The sequence below is a fragment of the Umezakia ovalisporum Ak1311 genome, from assembly GCF_029891685.1.
Taxonomy (GTDB): domain Bacteria; phylum Cyanobacteriota; class Cyanobacteriia; order Cyanobacteriales; family Nostocaceae; genus Umezakia; species Umezakia ovalisporum.
In genome coordinates, this window is sequence record NZ_JANQDJ010000047.1 from 1 (window position 1) to 19,667 (window position 19,667).

General features: G+C 40.7%; 18 protein-coding genes and 2 pseudogenes. 12 read left to right on the top strand and 8 right to left on the bottom strand.

Annotated features, from left to right (window positions below; genetic code table 11):
* Positions 1–203 precede the first annotated feature (203 nt).
* From nadC to NWP25_RS08365, 3 genes and pseudogenes are all read left to right on the top strand, one after another.
* Positions 204–1,070 carry a carboxylating nicotinate-nucleotide diphosphorylase gene (nadC, locus tag NWP25_RS08355; RefSeq protein ID WP_280699198.1) on the top strand — a complete coding sequence of 289 codons (867 nt, stop codon included), beginning with the start codon at positions 204–206 and terminating at the stop codon, positions 1,068–1,070.
* Positions 1,071–1,115: 45 nt separating this feature from the next.
* Positions 1,116–1,663: pseudogene (locus NWP25_RS18820) on the top strand (hypothetical protein); the annotation flags it as partial.
* A 281-nt stretch (positions 1,664–1,944) separates the two neighbouring features.
* Positions 1,945–2,283, top strand: coding sequence for a hypothetical protein (locus tag NWP25_RS08365; RefSeq protein ID WP_280649991.1), 339 nt, complete (start codon positions 1,945–1,947; stop codon positions 2,281–2,283).
* Between the two features lie 223 nt (positions 2,284–2,506).
* Here the strand turns inward: NWP25_RS08365 and NWP25_RS08370 are convergent, their stop codons facing one another.
* The 3 genes from NWP25_RS08370 to petL all read right to left on the bottom strand — a co-directional run bounded on the left by NWP25_RS08370 (position 2,507) and on the right by petL (position 5,970).
* A complete protein-coding gene (locus NWP25_RS08370) occupies positions 2,507–4,150 on the bottom strand; it encodes an acetolactate synthase large subunit (RefSeq protein ID WP_280649990.1) in 1,644 nt (547 codons plus the stop codon).
* A gap of 59 nt (positions 4,151–4,209) precedes the next feature.
* Positions 4,210–5,577 carry an NAD-dependent succinate-semialdehyde dehydrogenase gene (locus NWP25_RS08375; RefSeq protein ID WP_280649989.1) on the bottom strand — a complete coding sequence of 456 codons (1,368 nt, stop codon included), beginning with the start codon at positions 5,575–5,577 and terminating at the stop codon, positions 4,210–4,212.
* 297 nt (positions 5,578–5,874) lie between these two features.
* On the bottom strand, positions 5,875–5,970 hold the full coding sequence (gene petL, locus NWP25_RS08380; protein ID WP_280649988.1) for a cytochrome b6-f complex subunit PetL: 96 nt from the start codon (positions 5,968–5,970) through the stop codon (positions 5,875–5,877).
* Between the two features lie 154 nt (positions 5,971–6,124).
* Here petL and aroB point away from each other — a divergent pair, with 154 nt between their 5' ends.
* On the top strand, positions 6,125–7,216 hold the full coding sequence (gene aroB / locus NWP25_RS08385) for a 3-dehydroquinate synthase (protein ID WP_280649987.1): 1,092 nt from the start codon (positions 6,125–6,127) through the stop codon (positions 7,214–7,216).
* A gap of 117 nt (positions 7,217–7,333) precedes the next feature.
* Here the strand turns inward: aroB and NWP25_RS08390 are convergent, their stop codons facing one another.
* Positions 7,334–8,257 (bottom strand): 1-aminocyclopropane-1-carboxylate deaminase/D-cysteine desulfhydrase, encoded by a 924-nt coding sequence (locus tag NWP25_RS08390; protein WP_280649986.1) that lies wholly within the window; start codon positions 8,255–8,257, stop codon positions 7,334–7,336.
* 210 nt (positions 8,258–8,467) lie between these two features.
* Here NWP25_RS08390 and NWP25_RS08395 point away from each other — a divergent pair, with 210 nt between their 5' ends.
* The 3 genes from NWP25_RS08395 (at position 8,468) to NWP25_RS08405 (ending at position 11,544) form a co-directional block, all read left to right on the top strand.
* Positions 8,468–9,022 (top strand): pyridoxamine 5'-phosphate oxidase family protein, encoded by a 555-nt coding sequence (locus tag NWP25_RS08395; RefSeq protein WP_280649985.1) that lies wholly within the window; start codon positions 8,468–8,470, stop codon positions 9,020–9,022.
* A 53-nt stretch (positions 9,023–9,075) separates the two neighbouring features.
* Positions 9,076–10,245, top strand: coding sequence for a formate-dependent phosphoribosylglycinamide formyltransferase (gene purT, locus NWP25_RS08400; RefSeq protein WP_280649984.1), 1,170 nt, complete (start codon positions 9,076–9,078; stop codon positions 10,243–10,245).
* A gap of 174 nt (positions 10,246–10,419) precedes the next feature.
* Positions 10,420–11,544, top strand: a complete 1,125-nt coding sequence (locus NWP25_RS08405) for a DUF1176 domain-containing protein (protein WP_280699201.1) — start codon at positions 10,420–10,422, stop codon at positions 11,542–11,544.
* A 58-nt stretch (positions 11,545–11,602) separates the two neighbouring features.
* On the opposite strand, the gene crtH is transcribed toward NWP25_RS08405, so the two are convergent.
* A complete protein-coding gene (gene crtH / locus NWP25_RS08410) occupies positions 11,603–13,111 on the bottom strand; it encodes a carotenoid isomerase (protein ID WP_280699203.1) in 1,509 nt (502 codons plus the stop codon).
* Positions 13,112–13,937: 826 nt separating this feature from the next.
* On the opposite strand from crtH, the gene upp reads away from it, so the two are divergent.
* The 3 genes from upp to NWP25_RS08425 all read left to right on the top strand — a co-directional run bounded on the left by upp (position 13,938) and on the right by NWP25_RS08425 (position 15,421).
* Positions 13,938–14,588, top strand: a complete 651-nt coding sequence (gene upp / locus NWP25_RS08415; protein WP_280649981.1) for a uracil phosphoribosyltransferase — start codon at positions 13,938–13,940, stop codon at positions 14,586–14,588.
* A 76-nt stretch (positions 14,589–14,664) separates the two neighbouring features.
* Positions 14,665–15,015 (top strand): hypothetical protein, encoded by a 351-nt coding sequence (locus NWP25_RS08420; RefSeq protein ID WP_280649980.1) that lies wholly within the window; start codon positions 14,665–14,667, stop codon positions 15,013–15,015.
* A gap of 127 nt (positions 15,016–15,142) precedes the next feature.
* A complete protein-coding gene (locus tag NWP25_RS08425) occupies positions 15,143–15,421 on the top strand; it encodes a YggT family protein (protein WP_280649979.1) in 279 nt (92 codons plus the stop codon).
* Between the two features lie 191 nt (positions 15,422–15,612).
* On the opposite strand, the gene NWP25_RS08430 is transcribed toward NWP25_RS08425, so the two are convergent.
* Entirely contained in the window at positions 15,613–16,122 is a 510-nt protein-coding gene (locus NWP25_RS08430) for a biotin carboxylase (protein ID WP_280656158.1), read from the bottom strand.
* A gap of 231 nt (positions 16,123–16,353) precedes the next feature.
* On the opposite strand from NWP25_RS08430, the gene NWP25_RS08435 reads away from it, so the two are divergent.
* Entirely contained in the window at positions 16,354–16,965 is a 612-nt protein-coding gene (locus NWP25_RS08435; RefSeq protein WP_280649977.1) for a hypothetical protein, read from the top strand.
* 42 nt (positions 16,966–17,007) lie between these two features.
* Here the strand turns inward: NWP25_RS08435 and NWP25_RS08440 are convergent, their stop codons facing one another.
* The gene (locus tag NWP25_RS08440) at positions 17,008–17,886 is read right to left on the bottom strand and encodes a shikimate dehydrogenase (RefSeq protein WP_280649976.1); all 879 of its coding nucleotides are present in this window, start codon (positions 17,884–17,886) and stop codon (positions 17,008–17,010) included.
* Positions 17,887–17,964: 78 nt separating this feature from the next.
* Between NWP25_RS08440 and NWP25_RS08445 the strand changes: the two genes are divergently transcribed.
* Positions 17,965–18,903, top strand: a complete 939-nt coding sequence (locus tag NWP25_RS08445; protein ID WP_280699204.1) for an alpha/beta fold hydrolase — start codon at positions 17,965–17,967, stop codon at positions 18,901–18,903.
* A 431-nt stretch (positions 18,904–19,334) separates the two neighbouring features.
* Here NWP25_RS08445 and NWP25_RS08450 read toward each other — a convergent pair.
* A pseudogene (locus tag NWP25_RS08450) lies at positions 19,335–19,558 on the bottom strand (thiol:disulfide oxidoreductase); the annotation flags it as partial.
* Positions 19,559–19,667: the final 109 nt, after the last annotated feature.

A 19,667-nucleotide genomic window follows, 5' to 3' on the forward strand; every position in this document is an offset into this window, starting at 1 on the left:
AATATTTTCAAGGTTCGGCGCTCCTTCGGACTGCGCTGCTTTGCGCTTGTCTCTCAGGCACTTATTTAATATAGCGAGTCTACATAACTTTGTCAACACTTTTTCCAAAAAAATTTTTCCTTTTTTTTCATGCCTCTGAAAGCCTTATGGGGTAATAATTTTAGGCTATAGTATTCCCGGAAATCAAAAAGAGACTATAATTTGTGAACAAATTTGGTGTTTTACCGCCAAGGGTGGTTTTAGATCCTTTACTGCGTGGCTGGTTGCTGGAAGATATCGGTCGGGGCGATCGCACTACAAATAGCCTACTATCTGAAAATGTCACTCCAGGAACAGCCAAATGGGTGGCTAAAGCACCAGGGATAGTTGCTGGCTTACCAGTTGCAGCCAGGGTGTTTCAGCTTCTCAATGAAAAAGTGAGTTTTGTACCTGTTGTGGCTGACGGTGCAAGATGTGAACCAGGACAAGTAATAGCCGAAATTCATGGTTCCCTAGATGCGCTGTTGATGGGTGAACGCCTGGCGCTTAACTTAGCTATGCGTTTGAGTGGAATTGCTACGCTCACTAATATATATGTAGAGCAAATTGCGGATTTACCTGCTCAGTTAGTGGACACGCGCAAGACTACACCAGGGCTGAGACTATTAGAAAAGTACGCTAGTGCTGTGGGTGGGGCGATGAATCATCGGATGGGTTTGGATGATGCAGTGATGATTAAGGATAATCACATTGCTGCGGCTGGAGGAATTGGCGAAGCCATCACCCACATTCGTTCCCAGATTCCTTACCCTCTGACAATTGAGGTGGAAACGGAAAGTTTAAACCAAGTTAAAGCGGCTTTAAATCATCAAGCCGACATGATTATGTTGGACAATATGCCTGTGGAAATGATGCGTCAGGCAGTGCTTTTGATTCGCCAGGAGGATAGTAGAGTGAAAATAGAGGCTTCTGGAAATGTGACTTTAGAAACTATTCGCGCTGTTGCAGAAACAGGTGTTGACTATATATCTAGTAGTGCGCCCATTACTCAGTCTAAGTGGTTGGATTTGAGTATGAGGATTAGGATTTAAAATTGATCCTCATCATCTCATTAGTACCCATTTTTTCTCACTTTGCGAAATAAACAACAGGAACTAGGCTGGACAGATTATCGTTTCACTAATTTCCTACATATTGAGAGATGGTGGGAGATTATTTTCGTTCTTCGGTACTTTTTATGGATAACCCAGTTCAAAATCATTGAAAGCCTTATTGTGTCGGCATTTCATTGAAAATATTGGGCATAATTGTTTATAACCCTTAACCCGTAAGGGTTTTGTTGTTATCAATCCTCGATTACCATAAAATCTACGCAAGAACTATTATTTTTAGTGTTTATACAATGATTAGTTTAAATTCTCCAGTGTTTTTAGGCTTCAATCAATCTTGTCAACTTGACACTGACCCACAAGAAAATACTGATGTTTATTTTTCTAATCATCCACAATGGAATCATGACTCTGGATGGAAGAATACTTTAAATAATCTGCGTCTTATTATCCAACCAGTTTTATTATTTTGGTGAATTTATCCATGGTTAACTATTTCCCCGAATTCAGATTTTTTACTGGGATTCAATCATTTAATTGCCACAATGAATAATTTATTACTATTAATCAGCTAAATAGGCAATTTTTTTTATAAAAATATATTTTTTCACACTTATCTTTAAGTATCAACTTCAGTACTACCAGTATGCAAGTTAACTGAAACTGAGCACAAATTCCCCTGTTCAAAGCTTAATTTTATCTATATTGCAGTTATTTCTGTTACCACTACGAAAATATAGTTAATTTTAATATAAACAATTTACCTGTAAGTGTCTGCGCTAAAATGGGGGCATTGGGGTAAAAATCTCTGCCAATAATTTGAAGAAATGACCAATTTTTACCCAATTCAGTAACAATGTCTCAAGAGAATAACGAATCAATTCAGATTCAGCAGATAGCTAGTCTTAGACCAAAACATTTTGCTGATTTAATTAGAGCAGCCCAATTAATTTTCGACCCTGGGGCGGGACTTACAGGTAGACGTATAAAAATTAATTGGCAGGATTTCGGCATTCCTCGTAATGTGGAAAAAAATCTCAAAGAACTTGGTCTGCAATATCAATATGCTTCCCCCCACGTTCCTAGTGATATTATTTGGAGTCAATTAACTCCTGAAACTAGAATTTGGTTTCTCGACAATAAAGATGAATTGTGGCGGTTTGAAGAAGCCTTCCCGGCACTAGATGAAGACTAGGGTTTGGCAGAATTTTCTATTGTTTGGTAGGTATACCAATGTTTGAAGGTGCGCTGAATTTGCAATGAACCGCAAAGGACGCGAAGGGCATAAAGAAAGAGGTCAATAGATATATTTGGCTTAACCTGATCAAGAATCCCCGAAGTCTGAGCAAAATCCCGGTCACAAAACAAAAATCCCCGCCCTATAAAAGGACGGGGAGTGTTAATTGCACTAAATTAGCTTAAACTCCGCAGTTCAACTCGCCAGCTTTCTGGCTAAAGCGGTGATTTTCGCGGTAGTCTACAGGACAATCGATAACAGCGGGTACATCTTGGGCGAGGGCTTCTTTCAGGACTGGGATTAAGTCAATAGTGGATTCAACTCTGTAGCCTTTTAAACCCATGCTTTCCGCTAGTTTGACGAAATCAGGATTACCAAAATGGACAAAGGATGAATTACCTTTGCCAAATTGATTTTCTTGCTTCCACTCAATTAACCCATAGCCACCATCATTAAAAATTAAGGTGACAAAAGGAGTACCGACACGTAAAGCTGTTTCTAATTCCTGGCAATTCATCATAAAGCCACCGTCACCAGTAGCTGCTACAACTTTGCGGTTAGGAAAAACCAGTTTTGCTGCTAAAGCACCGGGAATAGCAATACCCATGGCGGCAAAACCATTAGAAATCAAACAAGTATTAGGACTATGACTGTGATAATGTCTGGCAATCCACATTTTATGCGCGCCAACATCGGAAATGACAATATCATCTGGCCCCATTACTTGCCGTAAGTCGTAAATTAATTTTTGCGGCTTAATGGGAAAACAATCATCATTAGCATACTGTTCGTAATCAGCACGAATATTTCCCCGTAAGCTGATGGCATAAGGATTGGGTCTATTCTGTCTATCTGCCAATTTCAAAATTTCATTCAGAGAATCAGAAATATCTCCTATTACTTCAACACTGGGAATATAACTGCTATCAATTTCTGCGGGATTGGCTGCAATATGAATAATAGGAATATCGCCTTGAGGATTCCATTTCTTGGGAGAAAATTCAATCAAATCATAGCCAATAGCAATTACCAAATCTGTATGGTCAAAGCCACAGTTAATAAAATCTTTTTGTTGTAATCCCACTGACCACAAAGCTAAGGGATGAGTATAGGGGATTACACCTTTACCCATAAAAGTATTCGCCACAGGTATATTCATTTGCGTGGAAAATTGAGTCACCGCATCGCTAGCTTCAGCTCGAATTGCTCCATTACCCACCAATATAATCGGATTAACTGCTTGAGAAATTGCTGCGGCAGCAGCCCGAATAGAAGCAAAGGAAGCATAGGTTTTTTGGATGTTATCCTTTTGTAACGGCTTTCCTTCTACGGGCATAGCAGCAATATTTTCTGGCAAATCGATGTGGACTGCACCGGGTTTTTCAGTTTGCGATCGCTTGAATGCTTTCCGGACAACTTCTGGTGTAATACTGGGACGGACAATCTGTTTATTCCACTTAGTAACTGGGGCAAACATAGCCACCAAATCTAAATATTGATGGGATTCGATGTGCATTCTATCAGTTCCCACTTGACCAGTAATTGCCACCAAAGGCGCGCCGTCTAGGTTAGCATCTGCTACTCCGGTCATTAAGTTTGTTGCCCCAGGTCCTAAAGTAGAAAGACATACTCCAGCTTTTCCTGTTAAGCGCCCGTAGACATCCGCCATGAATGCTGCACCTTGTTCATGACGAGTAGTAATAAATTGAATAGAAGAATTTTTTAACGCTTCTAAAACGTGCAGGTTCTCTTCACCGGGAAGACCAAAAACATATTGCACGCCTTCATTTTCTAGACACTGCACCAACAATTCAGCTGTATTCATTTGATTTCTTCACTGGTTATCAATTAAGGCTAGGGACTAGGGAATTGACTGATGACTAATCACTTTAGCCACACAGTTTTCACATTGACGAACTCATGTATCCCTTGAATACTCAACTCTCTGCCGTATCCAGAACGCTTAATGCCTCCAAAGGGTAAGCGGGGGTCAGATTTAACCATGCTGTTGATAAATACTGCACCTGCTTCAATTTCGGCAATTAGGCGATCGCGTTCTTGGTGATTATTTGTCCAAGCACTTGCACCTAAACCAAAGGGTGTGGCATTAGCCAATTGAATAGCTGCATCAATATTTGGCACACGGAATAATAGTGCCACTGGTCCAAAAAATTCTTCCTGTGCAATCGCACTATCTGGGGGGATATCTGTAATAATCGTCGGTGGGTAAAAGTTGCCGGGACGATGTGATAAAGGACTTCCACCAATGAGGACTTTACCACCACTGTTAATAGCACTTTGCACTTGTTGGTCTAAATCTTGGAGAATATCAGGGGTAGCCAGTGGACCTAGATCAGTATCTGGTTCCATGGGATCGCCCACTTTCAGGGCCAAAAATTTCTCTGACAATAACTTTTCAAATTCAGTAGCGATGGACTCTGCAATGATAAACCGTTTTGCTGCTATGCAAGATTGCCCGTTATTCAACATCCGGGCTGTGGTAGCAGTGACCACTGCTGTTTCTAGATCACCGCTTTCTAACACAATAAACGGGTCACTACCTCCCAATTCCAAAACAGTTTTTTTAATTTGTTTTCCGGCCGCGGCTGCCAGGGATGCACCGGCGGGTTCGCTACCAGTTAAGGTAGCAGCTTTCACCCGGTCATCAGCCATAACATCGGCAACTTTGGCTGCACCAATTAATAGTGTTTGAAAAGCGCCTTGAGGAAAACCTGCCCGATGAATAATATCTGCAATAGCTAAAGCGCATTGTGGTACGTTAGAAGCATGTTTGAGCAAGCCGACATTTCCCGCCATTAGCGTAGGTGCGGCAAAACGAAACACTTGCCAAAATGGGAAGTTCCAAGGCATGACGGCGAGAATTACGCCCATAGGTTGATAGCGCACAAAACTGTGGCTAGCGTCGGTTTTAACAGTCACATCAGCCAGGAAACTAGGTGCGTATTCAGCGTAGTAGTTACAAACGAGAGCGCATTTTTCAACTTCTGCGATCGCCGCTTGATAGGGCTTACCCATTTCCAGAGTGATTAATTTAGCGAAATCGGCTTTTTCTTGCTCTAAAATTATCGCCGCTTTTTCTAGCCATTGCGATCTCTGATAAAAACTGGTTTGACGATAGTGTTGAAAAGTCTGACCAGCCAAATCTAGTTTAGAGGCAATTTCTGCATCTTTGAGAGGCTCAAAGATTTTAATCGTCTCCCCAGTAGCGGGATTAATGGTGGCGATAGCCATGACCTGACCTCCCGTTCAAAAATAGCTTGAGGTAGCTTCCTAGTGTTACACAGATCTAGTGAGGAAGCTATATCCAAATTTTAGACTTTTGCTCAAGGGTAATTTTTCAATAGTTAAATAGCCGTAATTATTTTTATATTTAAATATACCTGCCGTATAAATGTAATTTGTTAAATTAGACACAATATAAAATCGCACTTGATATCTTTGACCGCTGCGATTTCATTAAAATCAAACTTTACCTTTAACCCCTCTCCTTGGGGAGGAGAGGAGAAAATTAGAGAAAATTAAACAAAACTAAATTAGTTTGACAGCACGCAAACCAAACAACAGACCTACGGCTATGCCCATAAACAAAGTCAAAAAGCCAATATAAGCTATTACTCCCAACATTGATTTTTCTCCACAATAGTTAACTAATCTATTGAATCACGGGGAATAGGAAATGGGGAATGGGTGATGCAGAGTAGAAAAATGCTGCCTCATCTCGCCTATCTCCACACATTGCGATAGAATACAGCCCACGGCGCTTATTTGGGTTTGGGTAATGACTTCCGTAATTCATGTAAATCTACCGCAGCAGTCCTACGAGATTGCTATTGCACCTTCAAGCTTAGACCAGCTGGGTCAACAAATGGCTAATCTGAGCCTGGGCAAAAAAGTTTTAGTTGTTTCTAATCCAAGTATTTTTAAGTATTACGGCGAAAGAGCGATTAAATCTCTGACATCGGCTGGTTTTGAAGTAGCTACTCACAACCTACCACCTGGTGAACGCTACAAAACCCTCAACTCTATCCAAAAACTCTACGATATTGCTTTAAAAAACCGCTTAGAACGTTCTTCTACAATGGTAGCTTTGGGGGGGGGTGTAATTGGCGATATGACTGGCTTTGCTGCTGCTACTTGGTTGCGAGGTATTAACATCGTGCAAGTACCTACCACTCTGTTAGCAATGGTAGACTCGGCAATTGGTGGCAAAACTGGTGTGAATCATCCCCACGGCAAAAATTTGATTGGGGCTTTTCATCAACCGCGTTTAGTGTTGATTAGCCCAGAGGTTCTGAAAACTCTACCGATGCGTGAATTTAGGGCAGGAATGGCAGAGGTAATTAAATACGGTGTGATTTGGGATGCCGAATTATTCGCCCAGATGGAGGCGAGTAAACACCTGAATCAACTCCGCTATATCAAGCCAGAATTTATAGAATACATAATAACACGTTCTTGTCAAGCAAAAGCAGATGTTGTTGCCAAGGATGAAAAGGAAGGAGGACTAAGGGCAATTCTCAACTATGGACATACTATTGGTCATGCAGTGGAAAGCTTGACAGGTTATCGTTTACTCAAACACGGGGAAGCTGTGGCCATTGGCATGGTGGCAGCGGGTCAGATTGCCGTCGAGCTAGGAATGTGGCAAAAGGAAGATACAGAACGGCAAAATGCCCTAATTCAAAAAGCTGGTTTACCAACTCAGCTACCAGAAGGTCTAGATATTGAAGCGATTATTAATGCACTACAACTGGATAAAAAAGTCAAAGACGGTAAAGTTAGGTTTGTTTTGCCCACAGAGATGGGTGTGGTAACAGTGACAGATGAAGTATTATCTGAAACTATCCAACAAGTTTTACAGAGGATGTAAATAGTCAAATATGGTCAGATATATCCATTGAGGATAATTGACACTTCCCCGGGACAGAAGCGCGGGTATTCTTAGCTCAAACGTTAATAAATGTGCATTTTTTCTTGAATACTCCGATTATGGGTAACTTATTACTTTAGCGATATTACCCTGCAAGCCGCCTGTATGTACTAAAAGCAAGCGATGGCCCTGGGGAAAAACTTTTTGCTGTACCAAATCCATTACCCCATAAAACATTTTTGCAGTATATACGTAATCGAGGGAAACCTTGTGTTGTTTTTGAAATTGGCGACTAAAAATGAGCAGATCATCATTCACCTTTGCATAACCACCAAAGTGATAATCACACATCAATTCCCAAGGTGCTTGAGAGTAATTGGGTACAGGTAGCCCAGAGTGCAGATAATTGTTCAATAAGCTCTCAATTTCCTGGGTGAGAAATTTCCCATTTTTTAATACAGGAAAACCAATCACTCGTTGCCTTGGATTAAGGGAAAGTACAATACCAGCTAGTGTAGTACCTGTACCACAAGCCAAGCAAACCGTATCAAATGCCTCTCCAGATCCAAGTATTTCTGTACAACCGCGCACACCGTTCAAGTTACTACCACCTTCAGGAATAATGAACACGTCACCGAAACGTTGTTTTAAGTCTTCTTGCAATTCTCTTGTGTGTTTTTGTCGGTAAGTCTCGCGATGGAGATACACAAGCTCCATACCTTGCTGTACAGCAAAACTCAGTGTCGGGTTAAGTGGTAATCTTTCTTCACCACGAATTACTCCAATAGTGCGGAAGCCGAACAAATTACCAGCAGCTGCTGTAGCAAAGATGTGATTAGAATAAGCGCCCCCAAAGGTCAGCAAAGTTGTCAGATGTTGTTCCTTGGCTTCTAGAAGGTTGTATTTCAACTTGAACCATTTGTTACCGTTAACCAATGGGTGCATACAATCAAGGCGCAACACAAAAAATTCTACACCAGCGTGGCGGGTAATTTCGCTGTCTATTTGCTGAATCAAAGGAGGAAGAAAGGGTGAATACATAAACAAAACTCATACGGAGACACAGAGGTGCAAAGGGAAAAGATTTTTAATTCCAGCCTTGCTTGATTCTCGGCTAAGAAATAGGCTGAGAGTATACAGTAATCGTCACTGATGATGAACTACAGATTTATCTGTGGTTGATTATCTTGTGACGTACTACACTCAGAGGGAAACTGCTATAGGATATTTGCCAAATAATTTCGACAGTCTATGGCTAAAGTTTTTGACTGTATTACTGAGGAACTACAAAACTTTATTGCTAGCCAACATATTTTCTTCGTTGGTTCTGCACCTCTAAGTGCTACAGGTCATATTAACCTGTCTCCCAAGGGGTTGGAAAGTTTTCGTATCCTCTCTCCTTATCAAGTAGCTTACCTGGATCTTACAGGCAGTGGCAATGAAACCTCAGCTCACTTGCAGGAAAATGGGCGAATCACTTTCATGTTTTGCGCCTTCGAGGAACCTCCCTGTATTCTGCGCCTTTACGGTCAAGGATACACAATTTTGCCAAATTCCCCACATTGGAACACTTTGTACCCGCTGTTTCCCCAGATCCAAGGAATTCGTCAAATTGTTGTAGCTGATATTGAGCGGGTGCAAACTTCCTGTGGTTTTGGTGTACCACTTTATGAATATCAAGGTCAGAGGCAGAATTTAATTAACTGGGCAAGTAAAAAAGGTGAACAGGGAATCCAAGAATATCAACAGCAAAAAAATATCATCAGTATTGATGGTTTATCCACTCCACTGAGTAAATTTTCATAAAAACTAGAAGTTTTTTCAGACAATAAACATCTACAATTAATTGGGATAAATTCATGAGCAATTCAATTAAGCTACCCCAAAAATTAATGCTGTTGGGTTCAGGAGAACTCGGCAAAGAATTTGCGATTTCTGCTCAACGTCTTGGTAATCATGTAATTGCCGTTGATCGCTATGCCAATGCTCCAGCTATGCAGGTTGCTGACTGTTATGAAGTGATTTCTATGCTGAGTGCTGAGGAATTAGAAGCTGTTGTGAAAAAGCATGAACCTAACTTTATTATACCAGAAATTGAAGCGATTAGAACTGAAAAGCTGCTTGAATTTGAACACCGTGGGATTATAGTTATCCCCACTGCTGCTGCAACTAACTATACAATGAATCGCGATAGAATTAGAGAATTAGCACATAAAGAACTAGGTATTAGAACTGCTAAATATGACTATGCCTCTACTTTAGAAGAATTGACTGCTGTTTCTCAAGAAATTGGCTTTCCCAGTGTTGTTAAACCTGTAATGTCATCTTCTGGCAAAGGTCAATCTGTAGTAGGAAATCACGATGAAGTTGAGCAAGCTTGGAATTGTGCGATCGCTAATTCTAGAGGTGATAGTCGAAGAGTAATAGTTGAGGAATTTATCAACTTTGACATTGAAATAACTTTGCTGACAATTAAACAGTGGAATGCACCGACAATTTTCTGTTCTCCTATTGGTCATCGTCAAGAAAGAGGCGATTATCAAGAATCATGGCAACCAGCAGGTATTTCTGAACAACAAATATTAGCAGCTCAAGTAATAGCGAAAAAAGTAACCGATGTTTTGGGGGGAGCCGGCATATTTGGTGTGGAATTTTTCATTACGAAGGATGAAGTCATTTTTTCAGAACTTTCTCCCCGCCCCCATGATACGGGTATGGTAACGTTAATTTCACAAAATTTGAATGAATTTGAGTTACATTTACGGGCTATCTTAGGCTTACCAATTCCTCATATAGAACAGTTAGGTGCTTCAGCTAGTGCGGTGATTTTAGCTAACCAACATTCTGATGCCGTAGCTTTTACAGGTGTGGCTGAGGCTTTGTCTGTTCCTCATGTCGATATTAAGCTCTTTGGTAAACCTACCGCTCATCCTTATCGACGTATGGGAGTGGCTTTAGCTAAGGGTGATAATATTTTGGACGCCCGGGAAAAGGCTAAAAGAGCTGCTAATCAGGTGCAAATGATTTAATTTTGAACGCAAAAAACCAGATAAAATCGCTAAGCAGCGCGGAGAATTCTGTGGTATCTTTGACCAATTATTCCAAATAGATTAGTCAAGGTGATTGTGGAACTTTAATCCGATGAATTAATTGCTTTGATGCTGTAAAAATCCAAGCACAATCAAAAATCTAGTTGACATTCTATGCTGAAAGATAAATTGCTCCTACCATTAACTGCAATTATTGCATTTAGTCTCATGTCTTGTGCATCTCTAAGTAGCTCGAATACATCTACAAGTGTGCCCAAACAAGACAATAGTAATAGTGTCGGTTTTCCAGAATCATCTGTTGCTGATCAAAATCAGCCTAGTTCAGAATTTATCCTCAATGAAGTGATTAGCCGTCAGAAAAATTTGCAGGTTTGCAATTTTGAGTTTAATCCAGAAGCTGCAAAAAAATTATCACAAGTCTATCCTGGAGGTATTAATAAGTATCTAGTACAGTTACTTTGTTTTATGGCTGCTTATCAAGGTGCATTTACTTTCTTAGAAGTAGATACATCTGAGCAGGAACTAAAAATTAAGTCTCTGAAACTAGAAATGGCGGGTTTACCGGCATATGAGCCTAAAACTAAGATTCTCTCTAATACTTATAAATTAGTTGGTGCAGGAACTTGTATCCAGGAAACTCAACACTATTGGAGTGGTGATCAGCTCAGGTTGGTTAGTTCTCAACTTATCAGTCAAGTTCCCAATGCTTGTCAGGAGTTGGGGGCGCTGACCCCTTCACCAAATCAGGTGATTACTAACAAAAATGTTGGGGTTGCGAAACTGGGTATGACTTTAGGGGAACTTAAGCAAGTTTTAGGTGAGGATACAAAATTTGAACCGATTTCTCTGGGGGTTGATGTGGGGGAAGGAATTCAGGTAAGTCAAGATGGTAATGTGCAATATTTCCTGGGTTTTGCCGATCAAAATAACTTGGAAACAGGAAATAAACAACCCATCACAAATAACTCTCAAATTACTATGATAACGGTTGAAAACGCAGATTACAGAACTAAAGATGGGGTAGGGCCGGGTACTCCCCTGAAAGCAGCTGTTGCAGCCTACGGAGAGGCAAAGTTATTCTACAATTTGAATAATGAAGCACGAGAATATATTAAATTTGAGCGGGGACTAGGTGAAGATCCTCAGGTGTTAATCAGGTCAAATCAGTGGACAATTACACAATATGCTGGTGTTTATCTTGATACTAAAGCTGAATTCAACCAAACCCAAAAGTACCATGAGCATGCAGGTATTGGTTCAATAACCATCAAACAGTAGGATTTCAGATATTGCGGAATTTGCATATCAATATATTTAGATTCAGCAACGCCAAAATTTAAAATCCTAAATCTACGGCTATGCGGTGAGCGCAAGCAAAACCAGAAAATGCTACCGCGTTTAACCCCTGACCTGGAAAAGTACTGTCTCCTACACAATAAAGTCCAGGAATAGCAGTGCGATTAAATGGCATACCCAACAATCCCCGTAACTTGCGCCGAGGAATTGGCCCATAAGTACCATCTTCACGACCTAAAAAGCGTTGATGGGTGCGGGGTGTTCCTACTTCCAGATAATCTAACCCAGCATCTAAACCTGGGAATATCTTCTCTAGTCGGTCTATAATTTGCCAAGCTGCTGCTTCTTTCTTAGCTTCATACTTACTTGGAGACAATCCTTGCCAATCATCAATCCACTGAGGTGTAAAGGCATGAATGATATGATATCCTGTTGGCGCTAAATCTGGGTCAAGTAATGTGGGAATTGAAACAAAAAGTGTCCCACCAGGTACAGTCATGTGTTGCCAGTCTTCCAGAATTATATGATGGCAGTGTGTCCCATGAGGTACTACTGCTGCTTTGACCCCCATGTGCAAACTCAAGAAGCTTGGGGACTTTTCATAGCTTTGTTGCCATTTTATCTCATTAATTGGTATTTTATCTCCAGGTAGTAATTTGGTAAAAGTGTCCCAACGTGTAGCATTAGAAACTATCCGTTGAGCACGATAAACTTTTCCATTAGCTAATTGCACACCAACGGCTTTTCCTTGTTCTGTGATAATTTTGGTCACCCTGGCTTGGTACTCAATTTTACCTTTGGCAGTTTCTAAACCTTCTACCAATTTTTGGGCAATTTTTCCTACCCCCCCTTTGGGATAGTTAACTCCGCCATAGTGCCTATCAGAAAAGACCATCCCAGCATTAATCATGGGGGTCATATCGGCACTTACCACTGACCAGCAATAACATTCCATATCAATAAATTTCAGTAATTCGGGGTCTTTGATATGGCGTTTTGCTACATCTCCAACATTTTGAAAAAAGTGTTTGACTAAACCAAGACAGGCTAAAGGATGCTGCAAAAATGTCCGCAGCAAGTAGCGAGGTTCTTCTAGAGACAGCAAATTCATACTGTTTAGGCAATTAAACACCTTCCAGCACTCGTCATAAAAACGACGAATACCTGTTTCTTCCTGGGGAAAATAAGCAATGAGATTCTGCAAAAACTTTTCATAAACTCGTTCAACTTTTAGGTCTAATTCGTTGGGTAAGTGATAGTGAATCTGTACAGGGTCAGTTATTGTTTCTTGGCTGACGTTCACAGTATCTAAAGCACGGGTGAGTAAGTTGGTAGTACCTTTTTCGCCAAATCCAAAGATCATTGATGCTCCAACATCAAATCGATAGCCTTGGCGTTCAAAATAGCCAGAACTACCCCCTGGAATTAAATAACGTTCCAGTACCAGCACTTGAGCACCTTTTGCCGCTAACTGTGTTGCTGTCACCAAACCGCCAATTCCAGAGCCAATCACGATTACGTCAAATACAGGATGAAGAGATGAAGACATAGGGACAGATGCTCAATAAATTTAACCAACAAATTAGTATTTTATATAACTTTATATTCAGAAAAATTTACAGAATTTATTTTTTATGTTCCTATGGTTGGTATTTACCAGCCAAGACAACTGTTACAACTTAGTTTCAGGTTTTGATTTGATAATTTTTCCATAAAAAGAGGGACAAGCCTGCTACCGCTGGCTAATCCCGTCTGCCGATCCTTAAAGAGAGGAGAACACTAAAAACAATATAGCTTTGATTGAGAATAGATGTCAACTATTAATGAAAAATATTTTCAATAATTTCAATTACTAGCTTTTTAGCTGTCAGCAGTACATGCCAAAAAGAAAGAGTATGATGAGAAAAATACCCAAATCTCCAATAAAAGAGCAACAAGGCCGCGGTTGCCCAGCTTTTGTTCGGGATGAAAGCTAGGTCTACTCTTGAGGATGCTTTGATGTTAAAATGCTTTGGAGCAGTTAGGGTAATCAACCTGGTCTTTAAACCCGATGTTGGCTAAAGGCTCTAAGTAGTACCTAATAACTGAATTTTCTTGGTTCTACAAGTTGTTCTAGTAGTGCCCTTGCACAACCTGAAAGTAGGCAAAAGATTCACAGGAGCTACACAATCAGCAATTAAGTTCCCGTCAATTTTGGAGAAATCCAACTACCGAGGGGGAGCCGAAAAGTTAACCCTTGGGGAGAGAACCACCTCTGGATTGAGTAACGCAAGGCATTTAACCTAAGTGGACTCCTTGAACCAAGAATCTCCGTGTCTTAGACCGGAGATTGTCAAGATGTTTCAGTTCTAGAATAAAAGCGCCTATTTCCGGCTATGACGCTACAACTGCGTGTTTATGTTCCACCCCATCCCTTAATCAAGCATTGGCTGGCAGTTGCCCGTGATGTTGCCACGCCTTCAGTATTATTTCGTACTGCTATAACCGAGTTGGGAAGATGGCTGACCTACGAAGCGGCGAGAGAGTGGTTACCCACTCTGGAAACAAAAGTGCAGAGTCCCTTAGATTATTGTTCAGCCACTCTGATTGACCCACAAGTACCTGTGGCGGTTGTACCGATTCTCAGAGCAGGCCTGGGACTACTGGAAGGAGCGCAATCTTTGTTGCCCTTGGCTTCAATTTACCATTTGGGCTTAGTTCGTAATGAAGAAACTCTGGAACCAACCTGTTATTTGAATAAATTACCGGAAAAATTTGACCCGCAAACGAGAGTTTTAATCACCGATCCGATGTTAGCAACCGGTGGGTCAATTATGTTGGCAATGAAAGAATTAACACAACGGGGTATTGACCCGGCTTTGACACGAATCGTTTCTGTAGTGGCAGCACCTCCAGCTTTACAAAAACTGAGTGCTGCATATCCTGGTTTAAATGTTTACACCGCCACTATTGATGAAATAGTCAATGACAAGGGATATATCGTACCAGGATTGGGAGATGCAGGCGATCGCATCTTTGGGACATAAGCTAGTATGCAGCTAGGGAAGGAAAATAGCTGAACCATATGTAAAAGTTGCAAAGTTTCTTGAAGGCGGTAATGTTATGAGTCAACGTGATGGTTTTGCCAGTGGTTTTTTGGCAGGGACGATTTTTGGTAGTATACTTGGTGGTGTACTTGGCGCTGCCATTGTTTCTCGGCGCAACGAAGAATTGACAGCGGAAGAGACCGAACTGCCCAATGGGCAACCGGGGACTAAAAAAGTATCTCCCAAACGCCGACAGATGTTCGCCCTAGACAACGAAACTATGGAAATGGAAACAGCCAGGAGATCCCTCGAAGATAAAATTGCCCAACTTAATGCCGCAATTGATCAAGTGAGACAGCAGTTGGGAAATGTCAATGGCAATTCAACTCAATCAGTGAATGACAGATCTCTCACTCAAGATTCTTAAGGGTGGTTGATATTTAGCTAAGGTGCTAGTGGTGGTTAATGTGGCAAACCGCACGCTTGATGACATCGACTGAATTAAAATCAATAATAAGACCATTTTTGACACTTAGCAGGAAACCAACTTATCCATGAATTTACTGTTTACAACTTTGTCAACTTTTGTCAATTTCTATAGCTACCTGCTCATTATTCGAGTTTTATTAACCTGGTTCCCCACAATCAACTGGTACAATCAGCCATTTGTGGCATTGGGTCAAATAACTGATCCTTATCTCAATCTTTTCCGCTCAATTATTCCCCCATTGGGTGGTATGGATTTCTCCCCTATTTTAGCCTTCATGGCACTAAATCTAGTTGGTGGCTTACTCAGAAGCCTCACGGTTCTGTCATTTGCACAGGCGTTTTAGTTATCACAGTACCTAAAATCAAATTAAATAAAGAGTTTTGTAGAGACGTTTGGAATAAAATCGTCTCTACGTTGCTTTATAGGTAGGTATTGGCGAATAGGGAATATGCTGATCAGTAGATAAAAAACACAACAGTAACACCCCCAAATTCTCATCCAACTACCCAAGATCCTTTAATTACAAATCACCGATTACCTGCGAACTTTGCCGCTGAATCCAACCGCTTTAAATTGCTTCAGCTTTAAAGGTTCTGGCTGATTTGCAGCGACAGAAATTCTTAATTCAAAATCACTAACACCCGGCGGAACTTCAGGAATAGAACCAAGACGGGTGCGGTTTTGCATCACTGGATTATTGTTGGCATCATAAATACGTCCAAAGATATCTGCATCATAGACCATTTTGTAGGTGCTATTTTCTGCCTTACCAATGACAATAAAGCAATTAGCTGCCGCACTACCACCACTAATCACAGATCCCTGTGCCAGTTCAGGTGGACAATCTCGATAAGAAATATCAAATAGTTTAATTTGTGTCAGTGCTACGGCCTTTGGAGTATATACCCATGAGAAAACTGTAATCAAGCAGGATACAAAAACCACAGTAATTAGTTTTGCATACTGAGTAACGGTTTTGAAATATTTTTCCCTCACTAAAATCGGCAAATTGAATAAAAATGCTATCCTGGGATTATTTTCCATATCTAAACACCGTGATTAGACGACTTAACTCAACTTTATACCCAGGAAACCACTCTCAGTATCTCAAAATTCAAGAATGCTATTTACGACAACAGAGAGACATCAATTGGTACTGGTTCCTGAGCACTGTTTTTAACCTCAGCTTACCTGAATTTCATCACTGGGAGGTTGGAGACTTTAATTAAACTATTGTAATAATTAGGGAAACCACCCCTCAGTTGCTATCAACTTATGACTCCAGATGAGATTGAAACAGCCTTGCAAGCAGCCTTTAATATTTGTCATGCAGCTAGCTGTCCTCTCACTGATATGCAGAAGCAGATATTACTGCGAGTGATCAAGCAAATTCAGGGAGATTCTAACTCGAAAATATCAGATGTAGCTAACCCCTTAGACGAGCTTTCCTCGGATGAACTGGCAATTTTTTTACAGTTTGTCAAGATTAAAGGGGAACAAAACCGCACTTGGAAGGTTGAATTGCTCAATGATTGGCTGCATGAAAACGATTCTGGAAATGTACAATTTATTCGCCAACACTACGGTTTGCCTTGGTTGAATCGTGTGGAACCATATCATTTTAATAAGTATTCTCACATTGACGATGCACTCAAACTGAGGGTGGGCGATCGCATTGAAATTTGCAATGGACTATGGGAATGGGTCCAAGACGATGGACCCTGCAAGCGTGAATGGTTTCCCTGCATCGTACTCCAAATTGATGAAATTGATGATTGCCACAGTTTACCCAGTAATTGTCTTGTTCGCCTCTACAATGGCTCTGAGTACGAAATTCAAGGTATCTACCAATGGAATCGTTATAATTGGCGGTGGCCGCAGAAATAAAAACAGCAACAGGTAAAAATTTTGGCGAAATCACCTTTATTGTTACAGTCCCAGGTAATTTTTCAATGCTTGGCGCATCACATCTACAGGTAAAGTTTCTCTTTGTAACCAAATTTTTAAAGCTGCTACTCCTTGTTGAACTAACATTTCTAAACCATTAATGGCTATTGCCCCTTGTTTTTCCGCTTCCTGGAGAAATTGGGTAGGGTTAGGAATATATATTAAATCGTAAGCGATGGCATCTGGAGATAATTTCTGCATATCTGCTGCACTTATGGGTGACTCATTCACCAGAGGATACATACCCACAGGCGTTGTGTTTACTAACAAGTTGGCTTGGGGAATAAGTTTTGCTACATAATCCCATGTATTAACTTGTAATTTCTCAGCCATGGGTGAACTTCCCCAACTATTACGAAATTCTATCAACTTCTGCATATTGCGCCCCACAACATGAATTTGGGCAAACCCTAGCTGCTGACAACCTGCCACAACTGCCCTAGCAGCGCCACCACTACCTAAAATTACCGCTACCTTGTCACTCCAATCTTGCTGATATGTTGTTTGCAAGGGAGCAATAAAACCTTCTATATCAGTATTTGTACCTAACCACCGTTGATTTTCGCAACTAACTGTATTCACTGCGCCTATGGCTTGGGCTATGGGAGTAATTTTTGATAACAAGGGTATGATTGCCTGTTTGTGGGGAATAGTCACACTCAAACCCACAACATTTACGGCAGTGAATCCCGCCATCGCTACCTCTAAATTCTCTGGTTTGATGGGAAAAGGCAAATAAACATAATTTAATCCTAATTCGGCGATCGCTGCGTTATGCATCACAGGTGACAAAGAATGTTCTACTGGATGCCCAATTACGCCCAAAAGTTGAGTCTTACCCGTAATAAATAATTTAGTCATTGGTTATTAGGATTAGTTCTGGGACTGGTGGGGGATACAATTACAATTATTGAAAGTCATTTAAGTTTTCTTTATATCATGCAAGTAACCACAACTTCCTCCACATCTCCAATTCCTGGTCAATATTGGCAGTGGCGAGGTCACAATATCCATTACGTGCGTGCCGGAGAAAAACAAGCGCAACGTCCACCCCTGCTGTTAGTGCATGGTTTTGGCGCATCCACAGACCACTGGCGCAAGAATATCACAGGTCTGTACCCAGATTTTGAAGTGTTTGCCATCGACCTTTTAGGATTTGGCCGTTCAGCAAAGCCGAAGTTGCAATATGGTGGTGATTTGTGGCGTGATCAACTTTCTGACTTTATCAGTGAAGTTATTGGTCAAAAAGCCATCTTAGCAGGTAACTCCCTCGGTGGATATGCTTCTTTGTGTGTAGCTGCACAATATCCTGATGCTGCGGCTGGCTTAGTCTTAGTCAATAGTGCCGGACCATTTAGCCAAAACCAACCCACCTCTGAACCAGAAGCCTTACAAACCCAAATTCAACCCCCGAAACCTCCCTCTGGTTTACAAAGACTTTTAGGTGATTCTGTTAAGTGGATTTTTCAACAACCTTTGAGCCAGTTTCTTCTATTTCAATATGTACGACAACGCTGGGTAATCCGCCAAACCCTAGAAAAAGTTTATTTGAATAAAAGTGCAATTACAGACCAATTAATAGATGAAATTGCTCGTCCTGCTTACGATACTGGTGCTTTAGATGTATTTATTTCCGTATTTACCACTCCCCAAGGAGAAAAAGTTGATGTGTTGCTAAAACAATTAACTTGTTCTCTGTTGCTATTGTGGGGAGAAGCTGATCCTTGGATGAATGCAAGAGAACGTTCTCAAAAATTCCGTCAATACTATCCTGATCTCACAGAGCATTTTCTCACTGCGGGTCATTGTCCCCATGACGAAGTACCAGAACAGGTGAACCCGCTTTTACGTGATTGGGTATTGTCCATTGCTAAATAAAAAAAAATATTACAAAACCGAAAAACCTGGTGGGGGGTTGACCAGGTTTTTATAGGTTCACAGTTTTGGAATTATTAAACTTGTTAATGATGGTAAGGTTCAACAAATAGGGTTTACAGAACAGTTAGCAACATCAGATATCCCACTTTTTCCAGTTAAGAATTTGGTTGAAACCGCAATGTTAGGTTTTTTGACACTTATTATGAATATGCTGATTTTTGCCTGGGCGGATGACAGGGGACACATAGTCATTTACCCATTGGGTTTAGTTTGTTGTTTTGTGTCCTACTATTTAACTTATCACTCACTTCCTGATCCTCAAAACTTAATTTACTAAACTTGACCTTTTGTTTGACTTTGCAATAAAATCTAGAACATCATCCCTAAAGAACCAAGGATAAATTACTCAAAGTCCCGCTTTTTAAGGAAATTTAACACCAATCCGAGAGCAACTGGATTTTCACTGTATTTGCCGAATGGTTAAATAACAAATCTCGTGATTTTACGAAATTAAATCTTTCAGTTTTCAATGCTTCGGCTTTTTCGTAAGCGCGAACAGTTACTGGACGAGCCTGAATTGTTGCAAACCAGTGCTGCAAATGAGGAAAATCCTCTATTTTCTGGCTTTAGCTCTCATGGGGACAATCCATGGGTATGTATTATTCCTCTTATGTCACTTTCCGAGAATAAAGAATATAATTTAAAAGAAAAAACTCTACAAGGTAGAGCAATGGATGTAAAATTGCAAATCCTGAAAGATTTAT